The 23,895-nt window shown below is 53.5% G+C and carries 27 protein-coding genes and 2 pseudogenes; 17 read left to right on the top strand and 12 right to left on the bottom strand.

Annotation, left to right across the window (positions count from 1 at the left end; translation table 11 throughout):
* Nucleotides 1-4: 4 nt before the first annotated feature.
* A pseudogene (locus tag ACYZTR_RS27490) lies at nucleotides 5-865 on the bottom strand (YifB family Mg chelatase-like AAA ATPase); the annotation flags it as partial.
* A 39-nt stretch (nucleotides 866-904) separates the two neighbouring features.
* Here ACYZTR_RS27490 and ACYZTR_RS27485 point away from each other — a divergent pair.
* The 5 genes from ACYZTR_RS27485 (at nucleotide 905) to ACYZTR_RS27465 (ending at nucleotide 6,940) form a co-directional block, all read left to right on the top strand.
* Entirely contained in the window at nucleotides 905-2,638 is a 1,734-nt protein-coding gene (locus ACYZTR_RS27485) for a recombinase family protein (protein WP_461975394.1), read from the top strand.
* Nucleotides 2,639-4,273: 1,635 nt separating this feature from the next.
* Complete coding sequence (locus ACYZTR_RS27480; protein ID WP_461975392.1) at nucleotides 4,274-4,450, top strand: hypothetical protein; 177 nt, start codon at nucleotides 4,274-4,276, stop codon at nucleotides 4,448-4,450.
* Between the two features lie 167 nt (nucleotides 4,451-4,617).
* Nucleotides 4,618-5,877, top strand: coding sequence for a primase-helicase family protein (locus ACYZTR_RS27475; RefSeq protein ID WP_461975390.1), 1,260 nt, complete (start codon nucleotides 4,618-4,620; stop codon nucleotides 5,875-5,877).
* Between the two features lie 335 nt (nucleotides 5,878-6,212).
* Nucleotides 6,213-6,680: a hypothetical protein gene (locus ACYZTR_RS27470; RefSeq protein ID WP_461975388.1), complete on the top strand. Its 468-nt coding sequence runs from the start codon at nucleotides 6,213-6,215 to the stop codon at nucleotides 6,678-6,680.
* 23 nt (nucleotides 6,681-6,703) lie between these two features.
* The gene (locus ACYZTR_RS27465; protein WP_461975386.1) at nucleotides 6,704-6,940 is read left to right on the top strand and encodes a hypothetical protein; all 237 of its coding nucleotides are present in this window, start codon (nucleotides 6,704-6,706) and stop codon (nucleotides 6,938-6,940) included.
* 773 nt (nucleotides 6,941-7,713) lie between these two features.
* Here the strand turns inward: ACYZTR_RS27465 and ACYZTR_RS27460 are convergent.
* Both ACYZTR_RS27460 and ACYZTR_RS27455 read right to left on the bottom strand, forming a co-directional pair.
* Entirely contained in the window at nucleotides 7,714-8,673 is a 960-nt protein-coding gene (locus ACYZTR_RS27460) for a hypothetical protein (protein WP_461975384.1), read from the bottom strand.
* A gap of 22 nt (nucleotides 8,674-8,695) precedes the next feature.
* Nucleotides 8,696-8,899, bottom strand: a complete 204-nt coding sequence (locus ACYZTR_RS27455; protein ID WP_461975382.1) for a hypothetical protein — start codon at nucleotides 8,897-8,899, stop codon at nucleotides 8,696-8,698.
* Between the two features lie 108 nt (nucleotides 8,900-9,007).
* Here ACYZTR_RS27455 and ACYZTR_RS27450 point away from each other — a divergent pair, with 108 nt between their 5' ends.
* The 3 genes from ACYZTR_RS27450 (at nucleotide 9,008) to ACYZTR_RS27440 (ending at nucleotide 10,758) form a co-directional block, all read left to right on the top strand.
* The gene (locus ACYZTR_RS27450) at nucleotides 9,008-9,226 is read left to right on the top strand and encodes a helix-turn-helix domain-containing protein (RefSeq protein WP_461975380.1); all 219 of its coding nucleotides are present in this window, start codon (nucleotides 9,008-9,010) and stop codon (nucleotides 9,224-9,226) included.
* Nucleotides 9,227-9,735: 509 nt separating this feature from the next.
* Entirely contained in the window at nucleotides 9,736-10,281 is a 546-nt protein-coding gene (locus ACYZTR_RS27445; RefSeq protein ID WP_461975378.1) for a recombinase family protein, read from the top strand.
* Between the two features lie 258 nt (nucleotides 10,282-10,539).
* On the top strand, nucleotides 10,540-10,758 hold the full coding sequence (locus ACYZTR_RS27440) for a hypothetical protein (protein ID WP_346635809.1): 219 nt from the start codon (nucleotides 10,540-10,542) through the stop codon (nucleotides 10,756-10,758).
* A gap of 376 nt (nucleotides 10,759-11,134) precedes the next feature.
* On the opposite strand, the pseudogene ACYZTR_RS27435 reads toward ACYZTR_RS27440, so the two are convergent.
* Nucleotides 11,135-11,779 (bottom strand): annotated as a pseudogene (locus ACYZTR_RS27435) (magnesium chelatase domain-containing protein); the annotation flags it as partial.
* A gap of 771 nt (nucleotides 11,780-12,550) precedes the next feature.
* Between ACYZTR_RS27435 and ACYZTR_RS27430 the strand changes: the two are divergent.
* A complete protein-coding gene (locus tag ACYZTR_RS27430; RefSeq protein ID WP_150631401.1) occupies nucleotides 12,551-12,829 on the top strand; it encodes a type II toxin-antitoxin system RelE/ParE family toxin in 279 nt (92 codons plus the stop codon).
* 8 nt (nucleotides 12,830-12,837) lie between these two features.
* The gene (locus tag ACYZTR_RS27425) at nucleotides 12,838-13,143 is read left to right on the top strand and encodes a HigA family addiction module antitoxin (protein ID WP_030129123.1); all 306 of its coding nucleotides are present in this window, start codon (nucleotides 12,838-12,840) and stop codon (nucleotides 13,141-13,143) included.
* A 51-nt stretch (nucleotides 13,144-13,194) separates the two neighbouring features.
* Here the strand turns inward: ACYZTR_RS27425 and ACYZTR_RS27420 are convergent, their stop codons facing one another.
* Together ACYZTR_RS27420 and ACYZTR_RS27415 are read right to left on the bottom strand one after the other, a co-directional pair.
* The gene (locus tag ACYZTR_RS27420; protein WP_461975375.1) at nucleotides 13,195-13,716 is read right to left on the bottom strand and encodes a BRO-N domain-containing protein; all 522 of its coding nucleotides are present in this window, start codon (nucleotides 13,714-13,716) and stop codon (nucleotides 13,195-13,197) included.
* A 441-nt stretch (nucleotides 13,717-14,157) separates the two neighbouring features.
* Entirely contained in the window at nucleotides 14,158-14,418 is a 261-nt protein-coding gene (locus ACYZTR_RS27415) for an accessory factor UbiK family protein (RefSeq protein ID WP_461975373.1), read from the bottom strand.
* A 421-nt stretch (nucleotides 14,419-14,839) separates the two neighbouring features.
* On the opposite strand from ACYZTR_RS27415, the gene glnK reads away from it, so the two are divergent.
* The 4 genes from glnK to sutA all read left to right on the top strand — a co-directional run bounded on the left by glnK (nucleotide 14,840) and on the right by sutA (nucleotide 17,613).
* Nucleotides 14,840-15,178, top strand: a complete 339-nt coding sequence (gene glnK / locus ACYZTR_RS27410; protein WP_002555808.1) for a P-II family nitrogen regulator — start codon at nucleotides 14,840-14,842, stop codon at nucleotides 15,176-15,178.
* A 35-nt stretch (nucleotides 15,179-15,213) separates the two neighbouring features.
* Complete coding sequence (locus ACYZTR_RS27405; protein WP_461975371.1) at nucleotides 15,214-16,551, top strand: ammonium transporter; 1,338 nt, start codon at nucleotides 15,214-15,216, stop codon at nucleotides 16,549-16,551.
* Nucleotides 16,552-16,766: 215 nt separating this feature from the next.
* Nucleotides 16,767-17,192: a secondary thiamine-phosphate synthase enzyme YjbQ gene (locus tag ACYZTR_RS27400; protein WP_461975369.1), complete on the top strand. Its 426-nt coding sequence runs from the start codon at nucleotides 16,767-16,769 to the stop codon at nucleotides 17,190-17,192.
* Between the two features lie 100 nt (nucleotides 17,193-17,292).
* Complete coding sequence (gene sutA, locus ACYZTR_RS27395) at nucleotides 17,293-17,613, top strand: transcriptional regulator SutA (protein WP_282376182.1); 321 nt, start codon at nucleotides 17,293-17,295, stop codon at nucleotides 17,611-17,613.
* Nucleotides 17,614-17,801: 188 nt separating this feature from the next.
* On the opposite strand, the gene ACYZTR_RS27390 is transcribed toward sutA, so the two are convergent.
* Genes ACYZTR_RS27390 through lptM form a run of 6 tightly spaced genes read right to left on the bottom strand, consistent with a single transcriptional unit; the run spans nucleotide 17,802 to nucleotide 22,421 of the window.
* Nucleotides 17,802-18,509: an HAD family hydrolase gene (locus ACYZTR_RS27390; protein WP_461975367.1), complete on the bottom strand. Its 708-nt coding sequence runs from the start codon at nucleotides 18,507-18,509 to the stop codon at nucleotides 17,802-17,804.
* Entirely contained in the window at nucleotides 18,506-19,405 is a 900-nt protein-coding gene (gene xerC, locus ACYZTR_RS27385) for a tyrosine recombinase XerC (RefSeq protein WP_461967109.1), read from the bottom strand. Before xerC ends, ACYZTR_RS27390 begins: the two co-directional genes overlap by 4 nt.
* A gap of 2 nt (nucleotides 19,406-19,407) precedes the next feature.
* Entirely contained in the window at nucleotides 19,408-20,133 is a 726-nt protein-coding gene (locus ACYZTR_RS27380) for a DUF484 family protein (protein ID WP_461975365.1), read from the bottom strand.
* Nucleotides 20,134-20,146: 13 nt separating this feature from the next.
* Nucleotides 20,147-20,977, bottom strand: coding sequence for a diaminopimelate epimerase (gene dapF / locus ACYZTR_RS27375; protein ID WP_282376176.1), 831 nt, complete (start codon nucleotides 20,975-20,977; stop codon nucleotides 20,147-20,149).
* A 4-nt stretch (nucleotides 20,978-20,981) separates the two neighbouring features.
* Nucleotides 20,982-22,229, bottom strand: a complete 1,248-nt coding sequence (gene lysA / locus ACYZTR_RS27370) for a diaminopimelate decarboxylase (protein WP_461975363.1) — start codon at nucleotides 22,227-22,229, stop codon at nucleotides 20,982-20,984.
* A 9-nt stretch (nucleotides 22,230-22,238) separates the two neighbouring features.
* Nucleotides 22,239-22,421, bottom strand: coding sequence for an LPS translocon maturation chaperone LptM (gene lptM / locus ACYZTR_RS27365; RefSeq protein ID WP_449645364.1), 183 nt, complete (start codon nucleotides 22,419-22,421; stop codon nucleotides 22,239-22,241).
* A 337-nt stretch (nucleotides 22,422-22,758) separates the two neighbouring features.
* Here lptM and cyaY point away from each other — a divergent pair, with 337 nt between their 5' ends.
* The 3 genes from cyaY to rnk all read left to right on the top strand — a co-directional run bounded on the left by cyaY (nucleotide 22,759) and on the right by rnk (nucleotide 23,890).
* On the top strand, nucleotides 22,759-23,091 hold the full coding sequence (cyaY, locus tag ACYZTR_RS27360; RefSeq protein WP_122567530.1) for an iron donor protein CyaY: 333 nt from the start codon (nucleotides 22,759-22,761) through the stop codon (nucleotides 23,089-23,091).
* 4 nt (nucleotides 23,092-23,095) lie between these two features.
* Complete coding sequence (locus tag ACYZTR_RS27355) at nucleotides 23,096-23,314, top strand: DUF1289 domain-containing protein (protein WP_461975360.1); 219 nt, start codon at nucleotides 23,096-23,098, stop codon at nucleotides 23,312-23,314.
* Nucleotides 23,315-23,479: 165 nt separating this feature from the next.
* Nucleotides 23,480-23,890 (top strand): nucleoside diphosphate kinase regulator, encoded by a 411-nt coding sequence (gene rnk, locus ACYZTR_RS27350; protein WP_461975358.1) that lies wholly within the window; start codon nucleotides 23,480-23,482, stop codon nucleotides 23,888-23,890.
* Nucleotides 23,891-23,895: the final 5 nt, after the last annotated feature.

The following is a 23,895-nucleotide window of genomic DNA, read 5'->3' as shown; positions in this document are numbered from 1 at the left end:
TCACTTACTGAGTCGATGGTCGATACTGCAACGCTTCGGCGAGGTGTTCCCGGGTAATGGCATCGACTTGCTCAAGGTCGGCCAGCGTCCGCGCTACCTTCAGCAGCCGATGCGCCGACCTCAGCGACAGTGTCAGTCGCTCACACGCAGTTTCCAGCCAGGTTTCGTCGGCGGTGGATAACTTGCAGTGCCGGCGCAGTCCCGGCAGATCAAGGAAGGCATTTGCGCAGCCTTGGCGCTTGTGTTGGCGCTCCCTGGCGTCGGCGACCAGCAGCGCGGCGGTTGCCGTGTCATCTCCGGGTTTGAGCGCAGGATTCAACGCCGTGGCTTCCCGGGCGACGGTCAGGTGCAGGTCGATGCGATCCAACAGCGGCCCCGACAATTTGTTGCGATAACGCTGGACCATGTCCGGTGTACAACTGCATTTGCCACTGGGTTCGCCAAGATACCCACAGGGGCACGGATTCATGGCTGCAACCAACTGGAATCGCGCCGGAAACCGCACACGATCCTTGGCGCGGGAAATCACGATATGCCCGGATTCCAGCGGTTCTCTCAATACCTCCAGCACCTTGCGATCAAACTCCGGAAGTTCGTCAAGAAACAGAACGCCGTGATGGGCGAGGGTGATTTCGCCAGGTTGTGGTTTTGATCCACCGCCCACTAATGCCGGGCCCGACGCCGAATGATGCGGCTGGCGAAACGGGCGCTGTGGCCAATGGCTCAACGGCACGCAACTGGTGACGGATTGAATGGCCGCCACTTCCAGCGCCTCATGTTCGGCCAACGGAGGCAGCAACCCAGGCAAACGACTCGCCAGGAGTGTTTTACCCGTGCCCGGCGGTCCGCTGAACAGCAAGTTGTGCTACTTTACACCCTAACGTTTCCACGGTGCTCAAAAGCCATGCTCAAGCCTAAAGCCTATAGCTATATCCGGTTCAGCAGTCCCGAACAGGCAAAGGGAGATAGCTACAGACGGCAGCGAGAGTCAGCAGAGCAGTACTGCAATGCAAATGGAATGGAGCTGGTCAGTTCAAGGGATTATCTCTTTTTCGACAAAGGGCGCTCAGCCTTCAGAGCGAAACACCTTGACGATACGGGCGAGCTAGCAAGATTCCTCGGATACGTGGAAGACGGCACCGTTCCCACAGGTTCCACCTTAATTGTCGAGAGCCTCGACCGCCTGAGTCGGGAACGGGTGAAAGATGCTTTACCCCGCTTTCTAGACCTCCTGAACAAGGGAATCAAGGTCTACACCTCTGCCGATGGCAAGCTATACACAGAGGATTACAACGAGCTAGACCTAATCATTTCAATTGTTCACATGAGCCGCGCCCACAACGAGAGCAATCTCAAGGGGCAGCGGGTTAGCAAGGCGTGGAAGCAAAAACAAACACTGGCTCGAACCGAGAAGAAACCGCTAGGTCGTGCATGCCCCTATTGGCTCGAATTCAACAATGGGGAATACCACCCATTACCCGAACGTGTGGAGGTTGTGAAACGAATATTTCAGCTTGCGTGTGATGGGCATGGGCACCGCGCAATCGCTAAGATTCTGAATGAAGAAGGTGTACCGGTTTTTGGGAGCCTTAAACGCAACCTAACCGGGAAGTGGGGAAGCAGCTCCACCGGAAAGATACTAAGTAACAAAGCTTTATTGGGTGAATACCAGCCGACTGGTCTTGTGGATGGATTGCGTCAACTTGTAGGTGAGCCGGTAAAGGATTTCTTCCCGGCCGTGGTATCGGAAGAAGAATACTATGCCGCTCAAGCGGCTCGCGTGTCCCGAAATGTCAGCAAAGCGACGAAGCCTTCTAAGAATTTCAACGTATGGCAGGGCATTGCCAAATGTGGGCTATGCAAAGGCCCGTTGCACCTCGTAAACAAGGGCAAGCCTCCAAAGGGAAGTAAGTATCTTCGCTGCTACAACAGTGCAAAAGGCGTATGCCCGAGCAAGCAGTTCCGGCTGGATAGATCAGAAGTCGTATTTAAAGAACTATTGGCTAAAGTGGACAGTTTGAGTTTGGTTCAAAATAGTCAGGGCCAGCTTCAGCGCAACGTGCAGGTGCTGGACGGCAAGATCGCTGAAGTGCAATCAAGGCTAGGCGAACTAAAGGAGCAGGTGGCGTCAGTCGGGAAATTGCCCTCTTTCCTTGTCCAAACGATGGTCGATCTTGAAGACAGCCTGGAAGACTGGCAGCGCCAACGTGAACAGCTAAAGACAGACCTTTCACGAGAGAAAATCCTCTCTAAAACTGACTTCTTTCAACGTCTAGATCTTGTTAGCTTCCAAGGTAGAGCTCGTGCCAATGGGCTTTTGAAGGGACTGGATATCACAGTCACCCTTAGTCGTAGGGGAAAAGGCCTCTACCCACACATTATCAACTACTGGATGTTTTCAGGTGACAAAACGTTGCTCGGCATCAAGGATGACGGTGTGGCTTTAATATTCTCGCCGATGACACGAACGCTGAATATCTTGGCAGAAGAGCAAGGAGATAGTTTTGCTGTCGGTATGATGGACCACTTAAATAGGAACCGTGACATTCCCGAAGGAGAAAGAAAGAGGATTGTGACAGTCGAAGACTTGGCTAGGTTTCACGAATCAATGCTCGATCAAATCGAAAACGAGGAATAACCCACTTCAACACCTCTACCGGCTATCGAAAAGCCGTATTTCGGCGGTGTTTTTGGGTGCTAAATCGCCGTTCTCTGAAAATGGCTACCTATGTAGCCCCTCATACCTGCCGCCTCATCTAGATGCTGTAGAGCCGCTACACTTATCAAGCAACAATTGCAAGATATTAATTGCCATTTCAAATATATGCCGTATAATATTACGCTCTTGTAAAATTTATAAGATCGGATTGTCCTTACCAAGGCTAAGTGGTCGGCTAGTGTGATGGTGAAAACTTCCTGCATGAACTGGCAGCAACAATCTTAAATAAGCGACCTACTGTGAGATGGGAAAGGTCGATGGGTGAGCTTTAAGTCAGCACCCCCCAGCAGCTCTGCTAAAGCTGTGTGAACTCTATCTGACTAGATTGGGCGTTATCAGTGTCCCTGTTCCGAAGGCAGCTACTCCACCCGTGTAGACTGTACTGAACCTAAGATAATTAGGTTCAACTCACCTCGTTCCCAATTTTGATGGCATCTATTGCTTTTACGGGTATGGAATCAGGCTGAGCTTTAGGTAGAAGGCTCTTACTCGGTCTTAGGCAGAGCGTTTGCTCTGTATGGCCTGGGTAAGGGTTGCTTTTGCCGAAGTTCTTCCTGAAACCCATTTTGATAAGTAAATATATATGTAATTTCAATAGTATTATGTGACTTTTAAAGAATAAATTACGTCTAATAAGTGTAAGAAGTAAGATAATTTAATGATGATGTTTGATGCTAGCTTTCTGGTCTTGTTCGATAGAGAAAGAAGTCCAAAAGTTCAACTGTATGGTAAAAATAATTCAAACTATTTGCAACTGTATCTGTTAATAGTGAAGTAAAGTTTGATATACTTCTCCCATAAAGAAAAGAACCGCTCGGCATGAGCTGCAATCACTAAAGTTGCTCTCCTTCGCACTCCCAGTCCAAATCTTATCTTACTAAAGAACATCAGTGCCGCAGCTTCTTCGGTTGTACACTGTGCTGATGTTTGAAAATATCTAAGTCTTAATCAAAGGCTGTTTGGTTCTTACCTTTCAGCCTTTTTTATTCTCTGCTGAAAAGAATTTACCACCCCTCACGGTGCTTATTGTGCCGTTTTGCTGTGTCCGAAATAAAGTAATTACAACAAAAGAAGGAAAACCAATGGCCGTACAAACCACAAGGCAATGCTTGTGCTGTGGAAGTTTTTACAATGCTCTATCTGCGAAAAAGTTTCTATGCGGAGCCCGCTCTTGCTATAGGCGATGGCATAAGGAGCGCCAAGAATTAAAGTTATCAATTGCCGAATATAAAGAGCTGTGTAAAAACAAAGTCAACAAACAAGTAGATTTACCTACTGAACCGGAGCAATCCAACCCATTACTAATAAAGGAATCAATATGATAATCCAATGCATCTGCTGTGAGAAAGAATTTACTCCGACTAACAAGAAGCACGAATTTTGTGGCAACGCTTGCGTGGTACGTTCCTACTACCAGAAAGTAAAAATTCGAAATAAGCTGGAGTCACTTCTCAAACAACTGAAAGATCCTGAAAAACTCAAAGATCTGAATCAAGAAATAAACACATTTTTTGAGCAATACGAAGCCCCTAGGGAAACAAGTGGAGTAGCACTATGAAAAATACACACGACACCAAAATCATCAAAGTTGCAATGCCTCTGGATCTAATTGAATTGCTCGAACGAGAGGCTGAGGAATACCCAAGTTTTACCAAGTTGATGCAGGCAGTTACAAGGCGCTACTTCTTACATAAACATCTGCGTGAAGAATTTTCGAAACTGGAGAAATAACTCAATGCGCCCACATCTCAACGACAGATCTGCAAGCGAACTTTTAGAAATTATGCGGTATTACGACCATGGCTCTCCCAATCACACACTTAATATTTTGATTTCGTCTCTTCACGACTCTTTATTCAAAACCAAACGTCCTAGCCCATCAGATGAGGTATCACTTAATGACCAATGCAGCACCATCAACCGATAAACAAGCAATCGAAGCTCTAAAGAAACGCTTTATTCTTGTACCATCTAAAAGTCAATCCGCACAGTTCCGAGACTTAATTACAAACACTGATCAAGGGTATGCCGGAATCCTTCGCGACTTCTATAAGAAGAATGGGGGAAGCAGTGATGTTGATCCGGCGTATCTACTAGGCTGTTTGGATTTTGCATATGGTGAGGGCTTTCAACCAAATGGCCCACGCTTCCTGCCTGGCTCTCTTGTAAACACTTGGATACCTCACAAGCATCTGTATTCAGGCCAATGTGTACAAGCTGAAGAGGTAGCTCCCTTCCTTGAGTATATGGAAAGGATGTTCCCAGTTCAGGCTGAGTATGAATATATGTTGTGGTGGATCGCGCATGCCGTACTTAAACCAGAGCAAAAAATAGTATCAACTCCAGTGCTTCGGTCAAAGCAGGGCATCGGCAAGACGTTCCTAGTGGGCACGTTGCTCAGGGGGATCATGGGGCCGAGTGCAGACGTTTGTGGCTTGAGCGACATCGTAGGCACCTTCCAAGACGCTTTGATCGGCAAGACTGTCCTTCTCTTGGATGAGTGCTACGTGGATAAGCGCCGGACCACCAATGTCCTGAAGGTTTATCAGAGTAACGAAACAATCATGGTAAATCGTAAACATCTGCCCACCATTACCATCGACAACAAGCTGAATTTGATTGTGGCAAGCAATGATTATGATCCAATTTACTTTGAATCGTCGGATCGCCGCTTTTTCTTTCCTCAATTTATTGAGTACAAGGTTAGCCAAGCTGAATCAAAGCAATTCATTGGCATGTTCGCGGACTGGTTGAAATACGGCGGCTATCAGAAGGTGCGTGATTACCTCGAAACCGTAGATTTGAAGGCTTTCAGTCCCTATGATCCTGCGATCATGACCGAATCTAAACAAGCTCGATTAGGTTGGTCTTTGGAAGATAAGATTTCTGAGCAGATTGAGAAACTAATAGAGTCTGAAACCGTAGTTAACGTGGCATTGGTTAAACAGCAGCTAACGGATATCGAAAGTCATCAGCCTATATCAGACCGGAAGATTGCTGCCGTTCTTGAGCAGCTTGGATGTGTAAGCAAACGCATTACCGTCGGAGTTCTACATATTACTCCATCGGGGGCGAAGCAAGGATTCTCTAAAGAAACAGCACCAAAACATTTAGAAGAGGAATTGAAAAAGGCTAAGGTTAGGTTTCAGATGTTCTAAGTCATGTAGCTTCTATGTATGTTATGGAGGGTTATATGTATGTTCTATGAATATCCTACATGGCTGTATGCCGCATATCTAAAGGGGGCTGTAGCTTCATGTAGGTTATGTAGGGTCGCTAAGCGTTATCTATTATATAGATTACAGTAAGTCAAAGAACGAAGTGCAACGTAGTGAATTGACGTAAGGCAAGCGATAGCGCAGCCGTAAGATGTTCTTCCCGCCTCTGTAAAGGCACTCCACAAATAATAGAATTTGCTCCCTCACAAGAGCAATCACCGGGTGAACTATTGCCCAAAAACTGCCAATCATGGCAACAACATAAAGGAAATAATATGACCAGCATCAAAGAGCACGTAAGTCTGTCTAGCTTCCAGTTCGATCAAGACGTATTTGATAAACGACTGAAGAACGCCATCTTCAGCTTCAAAAGCTCAGCCGCAGCATTGGAAACTATTCACGAGCCTGTATCCCTTGCAATTCCAAAGGTTATGGAAATGGCTACCAAAGGACGAAAGCTCAGTCAGTTCCGAACTCCTCAAAACCTGAACGGATACTTGCTCGTATGTTTTGAGAAAGAAAATCTGGAAGAAGAGCTTCAGCGAATTGAACAAGAGGTGAAAGCGCAATACGAACTTGAACTGGAAGCAGACAAGGAACGTAACATAAATCTCCTGGCTCAGCAGTTGTTCGATCAAAAGAAGGCGAAAGAAGCCAAGGCTCTTCAAGTAAAAGAAGAGAAGGAAATGGCCTCTGCTTTGGCTGAAGCTCAGGAAGTATTCCAAAACCTCAACACCAATTAATCTAATAAGTACGGAGCTACAATATGATGAAGAACGTTCTATTTCCAAAGACCCGCGAAGAGAAACTTCTAAGCGCCCAGTATTTCAGCAAGACTGCAAAGTCCATAAAGCCTGTTGAACCCGAAGTTTCTGCAAAGCCTAAGCTGTCAGATGAGGAAATCCAAACCTACGTAGATATGCTTCTTGAAGCGAGCAAGCCCGCAGAATACGTGGACCACACGAAAGAGATTCTTTTGAAAAAGTATCCTAAACAGGATTAAGCAGGTAGTTAAGTAACTGAGATAGGGAGACTGACACCCTCCCTTCATCTCTCAACATGCCATGTTTATTGACGTCAATTTTATATTAGTCAAGCACGGACGGTTTCCGCGCTAGAAATGCACATATAATCGTCAATAGTTTGAAATTACAATAAATAAGAAGGTATTGAGGATTGAATAACGTAGTAATTGTTGCCCTATTGGCGTTCGGACTTGTCAGTGCTATCTGTATTTCATTACTGACCTTTGCATTGCTCACAATGAAGGTTGATCGCAGCAGTGATGATGCTATACGTCAAAGAATGGATTCACTTGTGAGTTATACAGAGTCAAAGGTTAATAATAATGCTGATCGGCAAGATAGGATTAATTCCGACATGGAATCACACATTAGTATTCTAGATACAAGACTCAAATTGCTACAAGGCCGCAACCAATGACGTATTTCTATTGGTTCATTCTGAAGGCTTCAGTAGATAGCTCGGATAGCAACACCAAACCTTCTATCGACTTGTTCTCACCGCTTAGAAAGCAATGGCAGTACCTGGAGCACACCGGGCGTTGGTCAGTGCAGATAGAATCTGAGGTCACTCCTAACGAGGCTGTAGGCTTGTTTCACGGGCTTACTGCAATGTCTCGGAGCTGGATCAACGGTGCTGTATTCGTTAATGGCGAGGCGGTTGGTGGGCCATGGGACTCAGAGGCATTTCCTGCATTCGTAGAGGGATATGCACTCACTTATGCTCAATCCCTTCTCCACCCATTGTGAGTAGTTAAATACGGTAGCGAATCAAATAGAATATGAACAAAGCGCACCAAAGCACGACATCCGCCACAGCTAGAGCAATTGCTTGACTAAGCCATGGTTGAGCCGCCATGCGAGCATACGTAGTTGCCCCGGCGAGTATAGTCAATAAGACGGGGCCACCTATCACTGCCAACCATTGCCAGAAATCGGATAGACATTGCCATCTGAATTTCAAATCCGTAAGGAGCGGTAATCGGGTAGTTGTGAACTCTTTTTTCGTTATTTCATAAGCAACGCTTCGCTCTTCAGCTTCCTTGGCAGCGAGTTGAAGATATGCTTTTTGTTTGGCCGACTTTTCTTGTAGAAGATTTACAGTTGTGGTTTGTTCGCGAAGGGAGTCTTGAATGTTTTTGGGAGATGACCCGTAAGCATTTATCAAGTCTCTCAGTTCCCTGAATCTGTCAGCATAACCCGAGTGAGCCAAGACGGACCAAGCATAGCCAGGCCCCGAGATTTGCAATTCCACTTGTCGCGTGTCTACCTGTTGGACATGGGTACTAACTTTACTTTTCCGTGTCGCCAACACACCAGCGGCAGCCCCCAATGGCCCAAAAATCAGGCCGCCGACAATGCCGCCACCTAACCCACTCTTGCTGGTACTGCTGACGTTGCTGACATGTTGCAGACTGCCATGCATTATCATTTCGGCTTTTGCCTTCTGAATACTCCCTTTGTAACCGGGAATGCTCAGCCAAAATTCAAAAACCTCTATGTCAGGTGCTGAAGCAAGCGTCTTTCCTCTCCCAGACTGAAGCTCAGCTAAACGACTGGTCGCATACTTCAGCTCTTCACCTACCGCCGCTACAGTGCTGGTGATTTCACGACGTTTTGCATTGGCTTCCTTGAGGTTGATCTTCTTCGAACGCATATCTGTGCGAAGCAGCATTGCAGAGTCTTGCCGAAGCTCAATTTCTTGACTGTCCATCAATCAATTCCTTGTGTCTTGACTAACGCAATCCCTTCGATGCAGTAATTTTCTTCAGCTCGTCATAAATTCCGCTGAGGACAAGCCAGAACCCGGCCATCACCGCCCCTGCTATGAACCCACCGATGGCCCCCCATTCGCCATAGATTGAGTAACCCGCGAACGCAACAGCCACGATGGCAAAGTAACAAAGGTAATCGTTGAGCCTAATAATTCCATCCTTCATTCCCCGTTTCTCCTTGTGTGCTGATGAGACAGATTGGCAGGTCGTCTGCTCAGCCAATGTCACGATTAGTGTGTTCACGATTAGAGCACATCAGCCCAACATGCGGGAATGCCTTCTCCCTCCCTACGTCAACGCTTCGGCAATCGAATTCGTGAGCTTCGTCTTGCTACCGGCATGACTCAAGAAGCTTTCGCGGATAGGTGTGGGTTCGCCAGAACCTACATGAGCCGTATTGAGACAGGTGGAGCAAACCCAAGCTTAGACGCGATCCAGACTTTGGCAGTCGCACTGAAGACCGACCTCGAAGAATTGTTCGCAGGGCTTTGAATCCCACATTCAAAAACGCTAGGCCGGTCTAGATCGAGCTTTATTTTTGCTGGACTGGGTAAACCAGTAATTGCCATGCGATTTTGGCATTGGTCGAGTGTTGCCTGTGGTTCTGGGGCGGCAGGATATGCCCTCCAGCTATTGCGATCTCATCTCCACAACCCGTGCACTTATAGATCCCAGGATGAGGAGCTGCGACTCCAGGCGAATGCGTGCCATCAAATGCCTTGTCTTCGGTATGGGTTAGTGCACTGCGGTTTTTGTAAATTGCCATGAGCTGTCCCTAGTTCTTCCGCCACCAATTGTGGCTTTTCGACTATAGCCCTTAGCCATCACCATTCAAAGCTAATCCCGAAGCCCTAATGTCGTATTCAATAGGCTACACCCTACTGACCACTCGTCGGTGAATACGATCAAGACTATAAAAGTGTATTCAATAGGGTTGTATTGAGGAATGAATACATAGACAATGGCTACATCTAGAGGCAAATGAATACAGGGGAAGGGAAATGGCTAATGTAGGTTACGTCCGGGTTTCATCGGTTGATCAGAACACAGCTCGTCAGTTGGACGGTTTGACGTTAGACGAGACATTCACTGACAAGGTAAGCGGCGCAACCACTGAGCGTCCTGCTTTGCAAGAAATGCTGCGCTTCGTTCGTAAGGGTGACACCGTACACGTCCACTCCATTGACAGGCTGGCACGTAGCCTGTCTGACCTCTTGGGCTTGGTAGAGGACTTCACTGCGAAGGGAGTAGCCGTCCAATTCCACAAGGAGAAATTAACCTTCACTGGGGCTGACGATAAGTATCAGAACCTCATGCTCCAGATGATGGGCGCAGTAGCTGAGTTTGAGCGTTCGATGATCAAAGAACGTCAACGCGAAGGTATAGCCAAGGCGAAAATAGCTGGCGTTTACAAAGGTCGGGCTAAATCGGTTGATGATGCCCAGATACGTGCTGCTGTAGGGAGTGGCTTGAGCTTCAGGAAGACGGCTGAAAGCCTTGGTGTATCACTGAGTACAGTGCAACGAGCTATGAAGGTAGAAGCATAAGGTAGGACTCTCTTAAGAACCGTCTTTTCTAGGCGGTTTCAGGCTATCTGAGGCGTTCTAGTGCCTCTTCCGTCTCTGAGTCAGGGGTAGCTAGTGAGCCACCCCAAAGCTCGGATATTTGGTATTCTGCCGATAGGATCGGTTCTCATTTATAATCTGGTCTTAACCGCTGTGCCCTAGCGCCAAGATTTGCGAATACTGAACCCTCTTCTAAGCTTGCTACCACCGAAACGTCACAAGCATGCAAGGGAAGGCGCCATGGCTCACGAAGTAAAAATCAATCTTCAATCTATGCTGGTGCAGCGTCAGGACGTAGAAGTTGAAGTGAAAAAGGATGGTGGCAAGCTCGGCACTATTCTCATAAGCCAAGGCAACATCGAATGGCTTCCATCAGGCAATCATGTAAATAAATACAATCTCACCTGGACGCAATTCTCTGAGTTTATGGAAGAGCACGGCATACTAAAGAGAATGTAAGGTTTCCGCGCCGTATGTCAGCCCGTGCAGAGCTATCTTGATAGCTCTCCGTTTATATCTGCCAAAGATCTGAAATCTATCCTCCTTGATCAAACATTGCGGGTGATAGAATTTGGCTGCTCACCCAGCATCTGTAGTAGCCAACCCGCAGGATGACAGTCCTTTGGTGCTGGGTGAGTCTTCTATCGAGAGCGCGCTTCAACCTCACCTTGTCGCGATTCAGTGCCGCATATTTTCCTTACGTCACATAGCCCGGCTGCATGTTCGGTTTGTCCGTGTTTTGGAGGGCAGGGGGACGCTTTGCGTGGGCGAAATTCTTATAGGCAGTGCGAAGTGGCTTCGCTTAAAAATCATTGGGGTTATTGTTCCATAACCTAAGCAGGTTATGCGCTCCAGCTGCGGCAATCAGCAAGGCACGCTTGGCCGAGATTTGCCCCTGCACTTCATTCAGGTCGGGATAGGGTTTGTTGGCGTAGAGCAAGCCATTGGAGATATAGGGATCGACCGGCGTGTGACCATTGAAATGCGCGACCGCTTCCAGCAAGTGATCGACAGCAAATACCTTCAGCCCGGACGCGAGGCAGGCTTCCTCGGCATTCGCCCTCGGCACCATCAGCGAACGCCCGGCCTTGCGCGCAGCCAGTGCCGCCGGCAGCACGCCCCGCACGGCACGCACCGCGCCTGACAATGCCAGTTCTCCCAGGCATTCGATGTCATCGAGCGTCAACGTCGGCACCTGCACGCTGGCTGACAGAATGCCCAAGGCAATCGCCAGATCAAAGCGTCCGCCGTCTTTTGGCAAATCCGCAGGGGCCAGATTCAACGTGATTCGCCGCGCCGGAAATTGCAGGCCCGAATTGATGATCGCACTGCGCACCCGGTCCTTGCTTTCCTTCACCGCCGCTTCCGGCAAACCAACCATCGTCAGCGATGGCAATCCGTTGGCCAGATGGACTTCAACGGTAACGGCAGGCGCATCCACACCAATCTGGGCGCGGCTGTGAACGATGGAGAGTGACATAGTCGTTCCTTGAGCTTTACGGGAACCGCTTCCTGCGGTTTTTTGAAGGGTAGTCGGGGCGCGTAATGGCGCAGGCGCCAAATTTTCGCAGGATGTTGCGAGTGTCTTTCTGATGGGTGAAGCGTAAGGGAGTGGGGATTTGCGACGTAATCAGTCGCGGGATGAGGTTGTTGTAGGACGTTGCCTGGATCTATGAAGGACGGTGGCGAAAGCTGAATCGAAGGCGAAAAAAAACCGCCTTGAGGAAGCGGTTTTTTGTGTGCAGATTTCGGGGGGGCCAAGGCCTGCGTCCTTAGTGAATACACTCATGGTGCTGAGGTTGTTCACCTTTTGTTGTCGAATCAGGCGTAGCGGGTGCTCTGTAACCGGCGAGCCAGCCGCTTGGCTCCAATTCTTTACCGCGAGCCGCAGCAACCTCAAAAAAGCGACGTTGAGTGGCTGATACGTTCCCGGCCAGCCGGAGTGCCTCTGCATGATATCCAGCGATGAGTAGCAGTTTGGCTTTTCGTTTTCCGGGTTTCATAGCGATCTCTTTTGGATTGAAGATGGTTTTACAGGTCGGTCAGCTTAAGAGGTGAGCGCGGTAGTGATGCAATGAGAATTGGTGCTCCTTTTTGTAGGAAGCGTCTTGGTTTGGAAGGAGTTCTGAAGGCCCTTGGTAGTCCTTTTCCTAAAGCTTTGAAGGGATGGCCAAGAGTCGCATTGGCGCATTTGCATAAGTGAATTCAGGTTATACACTCAAGATTAATGCATAACGTTAAGCTTTAAATTATGATCGTTAGCTTTAAGTGTTCTGAGACCGAGTACCTGTTTCGCAATGGTAAGACCCGTATGTGGTCAGCCATTCTGAGTGTCGTGGAACGAAAGCTGACGATGCTTGATGCTGCTGCCGTACTGATTGACCTTCGATCACCGCCGGGTAATCGCTTGGAGGCATTGGGGGGAAACCGAAAAGGTCAGCACAGCATCCGTATCAACGCTCAATGGCGAATTTGCTTTGTTTGGGGTCTTAACGGGCCAGAGAATGTCGAAATCGTCGATTATCACTGAGGTGAGTAATGACTAAGAATGGTATGCGCCCGGTTCACCCCGGCGAGATCCTCAAAGAGGAATACCTGGAGCCTCTGAGCCTTACGGCGGCAGCCTTGGCTAGAGCATTGAGCGTTTCGACACCAACGGTGAACGACATCGTGCTCCAGCGTCGGGGTGTCAGCGCTGATATGGCTCTAAGGCTATCTATCTGTCTGGACACGACCCCGGAATTTTGGCTGAACCTGCAATCGACTTACGATTTGCGCAAAGCCGAGATTGAGCGAGGGGCCGCGATCCGGGATCAGGTTGAGCGGCTTCCGCACTGCGCCTGATCCTCAATTCCTGAACGAACCCCACGCTATAACGTGGGGTTTTTTTGTCGTTCAGAATGCCTGGAGTATTCGGGAAGCACGCTTCCACCACGGTGCATTGGCCGCAGGCTGCGGCCGTTCACTATCCGCCAGCATGTGCGGAACATCCTGCAAGCGAATCCACGGTTGGTTATTCCAGTGCAGCAAACTCAGCGACATCTCTGGCCAGTTCAACAGGCTCAGGATCGGGCGTTCGGTTGACGTTGGCTGTTGGGCATCTCTGAGGGCTGGCACTACGTCGTGGGTCAGCCATTCGCGCAGGCCTCGGTATTCGGGGCAGTAGTGGTAGACCAGTAATGCATAGACGCCGGATTCGCTGATCAGCAGTGTGTCTTCTACCGTGCCGTGGATGAGCATTCGCACAGATTGGCGCTGGTCGGAATCGAGTTTGCGTAGTGCTCGTTCGTCGAGGAATAGTCTGAGCAATCGGCCGAGTTCGCGTGCGCTGAACCAGGCCTGGTTTTCCAGGAGGAGGGCGTGGAGGTGGAGTTTGTGGCGGGTGAAGGTGTGTGGGATCAGATAGTTGTCGTCCATAGAGCATCACTCAAACTCGCATGAAGGAAACTGCCGCTGATCGTCGCCAAACGAAAAGGGTGGCAGCTGTGCGCGGGTTGGCGAACCGGTGCATGCGAAAAACCGGCAGACCCGAAGGTCTCCCACGCCCAGCCGCCATAATTCGAGAGGGGAATAATGCCCAGAGTCGAACGTGGTTGCGGTGCGTCACATGCTATCCGGGTCGCCAAACCCAGTGCTGAACATTCAGCATTGGGTGAGCTTAGGAACCGGGGCTTTGTGGCGCAATCGGACGGCGGTGTGATCTTTGTAGGACGTTGCCGAGATAGTGGCGGGGCGGAAGATCAAAAGATCGCAGCCTTCGGCAGCTCCTACAGGAGTGGTCGGTCCAGTGTGGGATGGCTGGAAGACTGAGGCGACCCTTATCGCGAGCAAGCTCGCTCCCACAGTTGAGCGGTGGTGTTATTCGGTCGGTGGATTGAGCTTCGCTTCCAACTCCGCCACTTTCGCCTCAAGACTTTCCAGCCGTGCCCGCGTCCGTGCCAGCACAACCATCTGGCTATCGAATTCTTCCCGGCTCACCAGATCCAGCTTGCTGAAGCCGCTCTGCAACAGGGCCTTGAACTGGCTTTCGATTTCGCTTTTCGGCAGTGGGGTGTCGCCGTTGAAGAGGCGGGAGGCGGTGCCGCTCAGGGCATCGAGGAAGTCTTTGGGGGCGAGCATGGGAAATGTCCTGTCAACAATGGCGGGCAGTGTATCACGCACTGTCGATAGTCAATCTCGCAGTCAGGGCTGCACGCTTTTCGCGCATGCGGACGGACGGCAATGCACTGTTGTTGTGCGTATCAGTCGGGTCATTGCAGCGAAGTAGTTTGCGGCAGCGGCCAAGGGCTTGAAATCAGTGGGTTTTGGCGAGATGGCAAGCTTTCTGCTTAGTCGGTAGTGACCCATGCACTGATGCAGTCGCTGTGACGAATGCAGTGCGCCAAGCGGAACGGGGGGAAAGTGTTTCGTGCGGAGTGGTTAGCAGGCGTCGGACGGGCAGGTAAGGCCGACGATGCGTTACAAAGCCAGGCACTGCGCTTAGACTTGAGTCGGGTTTGTTTTCCTGGGGCAAGTCCACCAAATTCGGGAGAGAGTTTTCATGAAGCTAGTCACTGCCATCATCAAGCCGTTCAAACTGGACGACGTACGCGAGTCGCTGTCCGAGATTGGCGTACAGGGCATTACCGTTACTGAAGTCAAAGGCTTCGGTCGGCAGAAGGGTCACACCGAGCTGTATCGCGGCGCGGAATACGTGGTCGATTTCCTGCCAAAGGTGAAGATTGATGTCGCCATTGACGACAAGGATCTTGACCGGGTTATCGAGGCGATAACCAAGGCTGCCAACACCGGCAAGATCGGTGACGGCAAGATCTTCGTGGTCAATCTGGAACAGGCGATTCGCATCCGTACCGGCGAAACCGATACCGACGCAATCTAAGCCGCCACACACCCAACGCCCCAGGAGAAAACAATATGACTCTGCGTAAATTCGCAGGGCTAGGAGCCCTGTTGTCCCTCGTAATGCCCAGCCTGGCTATGGCGGCAGACGAAGTGGCGGCCCCCGTCCTCAACTCCGGCGACACCGCCTGGATGATGACCTCGACAGCCCTCGTGCTGTTCATGACCATTCCCGGCCTCGCGCTGTTCTACGGCGGCATGGTTCGCTCCAAAAACATTCTTTCCGTGATGATGCAGTGCTTCGCCATTACCGGTCTGATCAGCATTCTGTGGGTCATTTATGGCTACAGCATCGCGTTCGACACCACCGGCATGGAACAGGGCGTCGTCAACTTCAACTCATTCTTCGGCGGCATGGGCAAGGCATTCCTCGCCGGTGTCACGCCATCGAGCCTGACCGGTCCCGCGGCGCTGTTCCCTGAGGCGGTGTTCATCACCTTCCAGATGACCTTCGCCATCATCACCCCTGCGCTGATCGTCGGTGCCTTCGCCGAGCGGATGAAGTTCTCCGCGATGCTGATCTTCATGGGCGTCTGGTTCACCCTGGTTTATGCGCCGATTGCGCACATGGTCTGGTCCGGTAACGGCGGCCTGATGTGGGACTGGGGCGTGCTGGACTTCGCCGGCGGCACCGTGGTGCACATCAACGCCGGTGTGGCCGGTCTGATTGCCTGCCTGGTATTGGGCAAACGCAAAGGCTTCCCGACTACCCCAATGGCGCCGCACAACCTTGGTTACACCCTGATGGGCGCTGCCATGCTGTGGGTCGGCTGGTTCGGCTTCAACGCCGGTTCCGCTGCGGCGGCCAACGGCACTGCGGGTATGGCGATGCTGGTGACCCAGATCGCAACCGCCGCCGCTGCATTGGGTTGGATGTTCGCTGAGTGGATCACTCACGGTAAACCAAGTGCTCTGGGTATCGCTTCGGGTGTTGTGGCCGGTCTGGTTGCAATCACACCAGCCGCTGGCACCGTAGGCCCGATGGGCGCTCTGGTCATCGGCCTGGCAGCCGGCGTGGTGTGCTTCTTCTGCGCCACCACCCTGAAACGCAAACTCGGTTATGACGACTCCCTGGACGCCTTCGGTGTGCACGGTATCGGCGGTATTCTCGGCGCGATCCTGACGGGTGTGTTCGCTGCACCGGCCCTGGGTGGCTTTGGCACCGTCACCGACATCGGTGCACAAGTCTGGATTCAGATGAAAGGCGTGGGCTTCACGGTGATCTACACCGCGATCGTCACCTACATCATCCTCAAGGTCCTGGACGCCGTCATGGGTCTGCGTATCACTGAGGAAGAAGAGGCGGTCGGCATCGATCTGGCCCTCCACAACGAACGCGGCTACAACTTGTAAGTACGCGCGCAAAAAAACTTGCCCGGCTTGCCGGGCATTTTTTTGTCTGGAGTTTGTCAGTGAAGGAACTGCTGAAAGGTTTTTTCGTACACGTTTAGTGGCGTTTACGACGAGCGTTTTTCTGCGGCCAATGGCTTACATGATTGAAGGAATATTAGGGCCTTTGTTTTTTCCCAGAGCGCGCTAGAATGCGCCCCGAACGTGCGGAGAACTGTATGTGGCAACAGACTCTGATTACCCTGCGGGCGAGGCCCCGGGGCTTTCATCTGGTAACGGACGAGTTACTCGCCGGCCTGCCTGAAATCAAGGCATGTCGGGTCGGTCTGTTGCATTTGTGGCTGCAGCATACCTCGGCGTCGTTGACCATCAACGAGAACGCCGATCCGGCGGTACGTCGCGACTTCGAACGATTTTTCAATCGTCTGATCCCACAAGGAGCAGACGGCTATGAGCATCACGACGAAGGCCTGGACGACCTCCCGGCGCACTTCAAGGCCAGCGTACTTGGCTGTCAGCTCAGTTTGCCGATTTCGGCAGGCCGACTGGCGCTGGGAACCTGGCAAGGCGTTTATCTGGGCGAGCACCGTGATAATGGCGGTGCTCGTAAAGTCCTCGCCACCGTCTACGGTGAAGGGGCATAAACCGTGGTTACCAGCGGTTGTAGAATTTTTTCCGGCGGCCTTCGACAGATGGCGAAGCTGGGCTATAACTAATCTGCTTTTCGCAGTCATGAGGTAGAACATGAGCGACGATGATCTGGAAAACGACGACCTCGAAGTAGGCGACGACGAAACCGAAGAAGGTCTGGAAACTGCAGCGGAAGACGTTGCTGACGACGATGGCGGTGAAGCGCCCGTTCCGACCGCCAAAGGCAAAGCCAAGGCAGCGGTATCGGTCGATGAGCTGCCGAGCGTCGAAGCGAAAAACAAGGAGCGTGATGCTCTGGCACGCGCTATGGAGGAGTTTCTCTCCAAAGGCGGAAAGGTGCAGGAAGTGGAGGCCAATGTGGTCGCCGATCCTCCCAAGAAGCCTGACAACAAGTACGGTAGCCGGCCTATCTAAGCGCCTGCAGCTTGCTTGCTGAAAAAGCCCGCCGTCGCTGCGGGCTTTTTCATGGGTGAAACAAAAGGTTCAGGTTGACGCCATCCCTGTAGGAGCTGAGCTTGCTCGCGATGGCGGTGTGTCAGCCAACATCAATTTTGAATGTGACGGCCTCATCGCGAGCAAGCTCGGCTCCTACAGGTTTTTTGTCAGGCCGAAGCCGCATTCCAGCGAGCCAACAACGCTGGCAACTCGGTCAGACTACGAATCTCGGCATCCGGCGCCTTCTGCGCTTCCCACACCTTGCCCGCCGGGTTAAACCAGATCGCCCGCAATCCCGCCTGCTGGGCGCCGGCAATGTCGTCACCCGGATGATCGCCGATATGCACGGCTGTTTCAGCCGTCGCACCACCCCGTTGCAACGCCTCATGAAACAGTCGCGCATCCGGCTTGCCGATGCCGATGTCTTCGGCGCACAAGGCAAACTTGAAGTAATCCGCCAGCCCTAATCTGCGCACATCGGCATTGCCGTTGGTGACCACGCCGAGGGCGTAGTGATTGGCCAGTGTCTCCAGGGTCGGTTGCACGTCCGGGAAGATTTCCAGTTGATGCCGGGCATGCAGAAACACCTCAAAACTCTGATCGGCCAGGTCTGAGGCCTGACCCTGGTCGTAACCGGCCTCTTCCAGCGCGTGGAACAAGACTCGGCGGCGCAGGGCGCTGATGCGGTGCTTGAGGCTTGGTTCGCTGCTGAGGATCCGCTCGCGAATCGCCCACAAATGCTCCACCGGCACGGCGCCCAGATTCGGTGCATGCTCGGTCAGCCATTCACGCAATACGGCTTCGGCGCTGACGATCACCGGGGCGGTGTCCCATAGGGTGTCGTCAAGGTCGAAGGTGATCAATTGGATTCTCATGACTCATCGCCTTTGATGCGTTTGGCCCTTGGATGGGCGCTGTCGTACACCGTCGCCAGGTGCTGGAAGTCCAGGTGGGTGTAGATCTGGGTGGTTTTGATGTCCGAGTGGCCGAGCAATTCCTGAACCGCCCGCAAGTCCTGGGAGGACTCCAGCAAATGGCTGGCGAAGGAGTGCCGCAGCATGTGCGGATGCAGGTTCTGTCCCAGTTCGCGCTCGCCAGCGGCCTTAACCCGCACTTGAATCGCCCGTGGGCCGAGGCGTCGGCCTTGCTGGCTGACAAACACCGCGTCGTCCGCCGGGTTGGTCATGGCCCGTAGCGGCAGCCACAACTCCAGCGCTTCGCGTGCTTTCTTGCCGACCGGCAGCAGTCGGGTCTTGCTGCCCTTGCCGAGCACTTGCACCATGCCATCGGCCAGGTCCAGCTGATCCAGGTTGAGTCCGGTCAGTTCCGAAAGGCGCAAACCTGAGGAATAGAACAGCTCCAGAATCGCCTGATCCCGACGCGCCAGAAAATCATCCTCCACCGCACCCTCAAGCAGTTGCAGCGCGCGGTCGGTGTCGAGGGTTTTTGGCAGCCGACGTTCGCCCTTCGGCGGCGCCAGGCCATTGGCCGGGTCGTGATCGCAAAGGCCTTCACGGTTGAGGTAGTGATAGAGCCCACGCACTGCCGACAGCAACCGCGCCAGGCTGCGGGACGATTGACCCTGTGAATGCAGGCGTGCGACCAGGCTGCGCAGGCGCTGGATGTCCAGGGCTGCCCAACTGCTGATGTTCTGTTTGACGCACCAGCCCAGCACTTTGTCGAGGTCGCGGCGGTAGGCGTACAGCGTATGAGGCGACACCTGTCGCTCACTGCGCAAGTGTTCGCAGTAAGCGTCCAGTTGCCGTTCCATGGTCAGCGTACCGAGCGCAGGGAACTGTTGACCCGCGGCAGCACACGGCCCATCACTTCGGCGATGTAGCTGAGGAACAGCGTGCCCACCGAGCTCTTGTAGTGCTGCGGGTCGCGGCTGGCGATGGCCAGGACGCCGTGGATGCCCTGGTAGCTGATGGCGACGACGGCGGTGGAACCAATCTGCTTGCGCTGTTCTTCGCCAAACAGGAAGTCCAGTTCGTGTTCACGCAGGCTGCCGCTGACGCTTTTGTCTTCGGAGAGCAAGCCGCCGATGGCCGTTTGCGCGTCGGCATGGGTCACCCAGCGGCCCACCGGCATCGGGTTGTCACCCAACAGGATCAAGCTGACGAAGGGTACCTGGAAGTCCTGGCGCAGACTGTCTTCGACGCTGATCACCACATCTTCCAGGCTGGTGGCGTCCATCAGCGCGAGAATCAGGCGGCGGGTCTTGTCGAAGAGGCGGTCGTTGTCGCGGGCCACGTCCATCAAGTGCGAGAGGCGATGACGCAACTCGATATTGCGGTCGCGCAGGAGGGTCATCTGGCGTTCGACCAGCGAAATGGTGTCGCCACGCTGGTGCGGAATGCGCAAGGTTGCGAGCAGTTCTTCATGCTCGACGAAGAAATCCGGATGAGCCTCCAGGTACGCGGCAATCGCCGCCGCCTCAAGGCTTTCGGAAGGGGATTCGTCGGGCTGTAGGGCGGGAACCTGGGGCTTATCTTTCATGGATTTGACTCTCTCAAAGACGCACTTGTCCTTCATAAACACGCACTGCCGGGCCGGTCATCATGACCGGTTGGCCAGGGCCTGCCCATTCAATGGACAAACGCCCGCCGGGCAGGTCGATCAATAGCGGCGAATCCATCCACCCCTGGCTGATCGCGGCCACTGCGGCAGCGCAAGCGCCGGTTCCGCACGCCTGGGTTTCCCCGGCCCCGCGTTCCCAGACGCGCAGCTGCGCACGGTTGCGGTCGATGACCTGGAGAAAACCGACATTGACCCGCGCCGGGAAGCGCGGATGGTTTTCGATTTTCGGCCCCAGTTCATGCACCGGTGCGTTGTTGATATCGCTGACCCGTAGCACGGCATGGGGGTTGCCCATGGACACGGCGGCCAGTTCGACCGCAGTGCCGTCGACGTCAACCTGATAACTCAGGGCCTGTTCCGGCGCGTCGAACGGAATGTCGGCCGGCACCAGGCGCGGTGCGCCCATGTTGACACCGATCTGCCCGTCGCTGCGGATATCCAGTTCGATGATGCCACTTTTGGTCTCGACGCGGATCAGCCGTTTCGCGGTCAGGCGCTTGTCGAGCACGAAGCGCGCGAAGCAGCGTGCACCGTTGCCGCACTGTTCCACTTCGGAGCCGTCGGCGTTGAAGATCCGATAGCGGAAATCCACATCCGGGTTGCTGGGCGCTTCGACGATCAGCAACTGGTCGAAACCGATACCTGTATGCCGATCGCCCCAAAGCTTTGCGTGTTTGGGCAGGATGTGCGCGTGCTGGCTGACCAGGTCAAGGACCATGAAGTCATTGCCCAGGCCGTGCATCTTGGTAAAACGCAGCAGCATGGTTTTACTCCGGCAGCAGGCTTTCGCCAGCAAACAACTCGGCTACCGTCTCACGGCGACGCACTTCAAATGCTTGATCACCGTCCACCAACACTTCAGCGGCACGACCGCGAGTGTTGTAGTTGGAACTCATGACAAACCCGTAGGCACCGGCCGAATGCACGGCCAGCAGATCGCCTTCTTCCAGGGCCAGCTGACGGTCCTTGGCCAGGAAGTCGCCGGTCTCGCAGATCGGCCCGACGATGTCGTAGGCACGGGCAGCGGTATTGCGCGGGCGCACGGCGGTGACGTCCATCCAGGCCTGGTACAGCGCCGGGCGGATCAGGTCGTTCATGGCCGCGTCGACGATGGCGAAGTCTTTGTGTTCGGTGTGCTTGAGGTACTCGACCTGGGTCAGCAACACGCCGGCGTTGGCGACGATAAAGCGGCCCGGCTCGAACACCAGCGCCAGGTCACGACCGTCAAGACGCTCGCGCACGGCTTTGATGTAGTCGGCAGCCAATGGCGGCTCTTCATCGCGATAACGCACGCCCAGGCCACCACCGAGATCGATGTGGCGCAGGTAAATGCCGCAATCGCCGAGGCGGTCGACCAGGCACAGCAGGCGGTCGAGGGCATCGATGAATGGCGCCAGGGTGGTCAGTTGCGAACCGATGTGGCAATCGACGCCGACGACTTCCAGGTTAGGCAGTTGGGCGGCACGGATGTACACGTCTTCGGCATCGGCGATGGCGATGCCGAACTTGTTCTCTTTAAGACCGGTGGAAATGTACGGGTGGGTGCCGGCGTCGACATCCGGGTTCACGCGCAGCGAGATCGGCGCGCGAACGCCCAGCTCGGCGGCGACGACTTGCAGACGTTCCAGCTCATCGGTGGATTCGACGTTGAAGCAGTGCACGCCGACCTCCAGCGCGCGACGCATGTCGTCACGGGTCTTGCCGACACCGGAGAACACGATCTTGTCGGCGCTGCCGCCAGCGGCCAGTACACGTTCCAGCTCACCACGGGAGACGATGTCGAAACCGGCGCCAAGACGCGCCAGGACATTCAGTACACCCAGGTTGGAGTTGGCCTTGACCGCAAAGCAGACCAGGTGCGGCATTCCGGCCAGCGCATCGGCGTAAGCCAGGTATTGGGCTTCGATGTGGGCGCGGGAGTAGACGTAGGTCGGTGTGCCAAAGCGTTGAGCGATGGCGGACAGGGCAACACCTTCCGCGAACAGCTCCCCGCCACGGTAGTTAAAAGCGTCCATGGCGTTCCCTTAGTAGACGTCGTGCTTGTGCGATTTGGATGCAGGCTGTTTTTGCGACGACTTGGCCTGCTCTGCAGGGTCCTGGCTGTCATCGGGCAGGTACAGTGGGCCTTTTTGCCCACAGGCCGATAATAAGCAGGTAAAAGCGACGAGCGAAGCGAGCGCAGCAAGGGAAGAGATCAGGCGCTTCATGGCGAAATCCTTGAAAATGCATTAATTGCGCCGGAGTATACCGGCCACCCGGCAGCTTGCCTATGCGACGGGGCTCCCGTCCGGCGGGGCTTGTGGTGAGGGGATTTATCCCCGTTCGGCTGCGCAGCAGTCGCAAGCAATCCCGTTTAACCTTGAACTGCTGGGGCTGCTTCGCAACCCAACGGGGATAAATCCCCTCACCACAAAGGCCCGCTCCCACAGGTACAGCGTTTGATGTACCTATATCGGTCCTTGGTCGTTATCCTTTGCAATCACCGGGGCTCGCCCGTATCTTGCGGCGCTTGAGCGTGAGTAGACACTTTTTGAGGTTCCCGCAATGAGTTTGACTGAAGCCCGTTTCCACGATCTGGTCGATGCCACCCAGCAGACGCTGGAGGATGTTTTTGACGAAAGTGACCTGGATATTGATCTGGAGAGCTCCGCCGGTGTGCTCACCGTCAAGTTCGAAAATGGCAGCCAGTTGATCTTCAGCCGTCAGGAGCCACTGCGGCAGTTGTGGCTGGCGGCGGTGTCCGGCGGGTTCCACTTTGATTACGACGAAGAGAGCGAGCGCTGGATGTGCGACAAGAGCGAAGAGCAATTGGGCGAGATGCTTGAGCGCATCGTCAAGCAGCAAGCTGGCGTCGAACTCGAATTCGAAGGTCTGTGAGATCGTGACCCAGCCTGCGCCCGTTCGTCCGCCCAAACCGCTCTACAGCAATGTCAGCCCGGCGGTCCCTTCGCCGTGCAGCGGTGTGTGTCGCCTGGATGAGCAGAAGGTTTGCCTTGGGTGTTTTCGCCATGTCGAAGACATCCGCGAATGGCGCTCGGCCGATGACGATCGGCGCCGTGTCATCTGTACCCAGGCCACAGAGCGCAAAACCTCCGCCTGAAGCCGTAGCGCGATACAAAAAGTGTGTCGTCGCGCCTGACTTGTATATTTATTGAGCTGTGATAGTGTCCGGTTACGCCTCAACCCATCGAGGCTCGTGAAAACCCCGCCTTTTTCTGGCGGGGTTTTGCTTTTTCTGTGCAGAAGAAAGGAGTCTGCCCAAATCATGACCGCACCTTCAATCACCCTTACCCGTCTGGACGTTCAACGTCTGGAACGCCTGATCGACAGCCTGGATGACACGCTGCCGGGCGTTATCGCGCTGCAAACCGAACTGGACCGCGCCGATACCCTGGTCGGTCACGAAGAGGTGCCAGCCGATGTCGTGACCATGAACTCCCGTGTGCATTGCCGTGAAGAAATCAGTGGCAAGGACTATCACCTGACGCTGGTTTACCCGAAGGACGCCAATGCCGACGAAGGCAAGATTTCCATTCTGGCGCCGGTGGGCAGCGCACTGCTCGGCCTGAAGGTTGGCCAGCATATCGACTGGCCGGCTCCGGGTGGCAAGACCCTCAAACTGACTCTGCTGGAAGTCGAATCGCAGCCTGCCAATGGCGGCGCCTTCCCGGAATGACGTCC

The sequence above is a fragment of the Pseudomonas sp. Hz4 genome (genome assembly GCF_054898165.1).
Note: the sequence above shows the minus strand (reverse complement) of the source record. Positions and strands in the feature narration are given on the sequence as shown.

Coding starts and splice junctions, on each gene's coding strand:
- ACYZTR_RS27485 (WP_461975394.1), top strand. CDS start 905: ATGCTCAAGCCTAAAGCCTATAGCTATATCCGGTTCAGCAGTCCCGAA.
- ACYZTR_RS27480 (WP_461975392.1), top strand. CDS start 4,274: ATGAAAAATACACACGACACCAAAATCATCAAAGTTGCAATGCCTCTG.
- ACYZTR_RS27475 (WP_461975390.1), top strand. CDS start 4,618: ATGACCAATGCAGCACCATCAACCGATAAACAAGCAATCGAAGCTCTA.
- ACYZTR_RS27470 (WP_461975388.1), top strand. CDS start 6,213: ATGACCAGCATCAAAGAGCACGTAAGTCTGTCTAGCTTCCAGTTCGAT.
- ACYZTR_RS27465 (WP_461975386.1), top strand. CDS start 6,704: ATGATGAAGAACGTTCTATTTCCAAAGACCCGCGAAGAGAAACTTCTA.
- ACYZTR_RS27460 (WP_461975384.1), bottom strand. CDS start 8,673: ATGGACAGTCAAGAAATTGAGCTTCGGCAAGACTCTGCAATGCTGCTT.
- ACYZTR_RS27455 (WP_461975382.1), bottom strand. CDS start 8,899: ATGAAGGATGGAATTATTAGGCTCAACGATTACCTTTGTTACTTTGCC.
- ACYZTR_RS27450 (WP_461975380.1), top strand. CDS start 9,008: ATGCCTTCTCCCTCCCTACGTCAACGCTTCGGCAATCGAATTCGTGAG.
- ACYZTR_RS27445 (WP_461975378.1), top strand. CDS start 9,736: ATGGCTAATGTAGGTTACGTCCGGGTTTCATCGGTTGATCAGAACACA.
- ACYZTR_RS27440 (WP_346635809.1), top strand. CDS start 10,540: ATGGCTCACGAAGTAAAAATCAATCTTCAATCTATGCTGGTGCAGCGT.
- ACYZTR_RS27430 (WP_150631401.1), top strand. CDS start 12,551: ATGATCGTTAGCTTTAAGTGTTCTGAGACCGAGTACCTGTTTCGCAAT.
- ACYZTR_RS27425 (WP_030129123.1), top strand. CDS start 12,838: ATGACTAAGAATGGTATGCGCCCGGTTCACCCCGGCGAGATCCTCAAA.
- ACYZTR_RS27420 (WP_461975375.1), bottom strand. CDS start 13,716: ATGGACGACAACTATCTGATCCCACACACCTTCACCCGCCACAAACTC.
- ACYZTR_RS27415 (WP_461975373.1), bottom strand. CDS start 14,418: ATGCTCGCCCCCAAAGACTTCCTCGATGCCCTGAGCGGCACCGCCTCC.
- glnK (WP_002555808.1), top strand. CDS start 14,840: ATGAAGCTAGTCACTGCCATCATCAAGCCGTTCAAACTGGACGACGTA.
- ACYZTR_RS27405 (WP_461975371.1), top strand. CDS start 15,214: ATGACTCTGCGTAAATTCGCAGGGCTAGGAGCCCTGTTGTCCCTCGTA.
- ACYZTR_RS27400 (WP_461975369.1), top strand. CDS start 16,767: ATGTGGCAACAGACTCTGATTACCCTGCGGGCGAGGCCCCGGGGCTTT.
- sutA (WP_282376182.1), top strand. CDS start 17,293: ATGAGCGACGATGATCTGGAAAACGACGACCTCGAAGTAGGCGACGAC.
- ACYZTR_RS27390 (WP_461975367.1), bottom strand. CDS start 18,509: ATGAGAATCCAATTGATCACCTTCGACCTTGACGACACCCTATGGGAC.
- xerC (WP_461967109.1), bottom strand. CDS start 19,405: ATGGAACGGCAACTGGACGCTTACTGCGAACACTTGCGCAGTGAGCGA.
- ACYZTR_RS27380 (WP_461975365.1), bottom strand. CDS start 20,133: ATGAAAGATAAGCCCCAGGTTCCCGCCCTACAGCCCGACGAATCCCCT.
- dapF (WP_282376176.1), bottom strand. CDS start 20,977: ATGCTGCTGCGTTTTACCAAGATGCACGGCCTGGGCAATGACTTCATG.
- lysA (WP_461975363.1), bottom strand. CDS start 22,229: ATGGACGCTTTTAACTACCGTGGCGGGGAGCTGTTCGCGGAAGGTGTT.
- lptM (WP_449645364.1), bottom strand. CDS start 22,421: ATGAAGCGCCTGATCTCTTCCCTTGCTGCGCTCGCTTCGCTCGTCGCT.
- cyaY (WP_122567530.1), top strand. CDS start 22,759: ATGAGTTTGACTGAAGCCCGTTTCCACGATCTGGTCGATGCCACCCAG.
- rnk (WP_461975358.1), top strand. CDS start 23,480: ATGACCGCACCTTCAATCACCCTTACCCGTCTGGACGTTCAACGTCTG.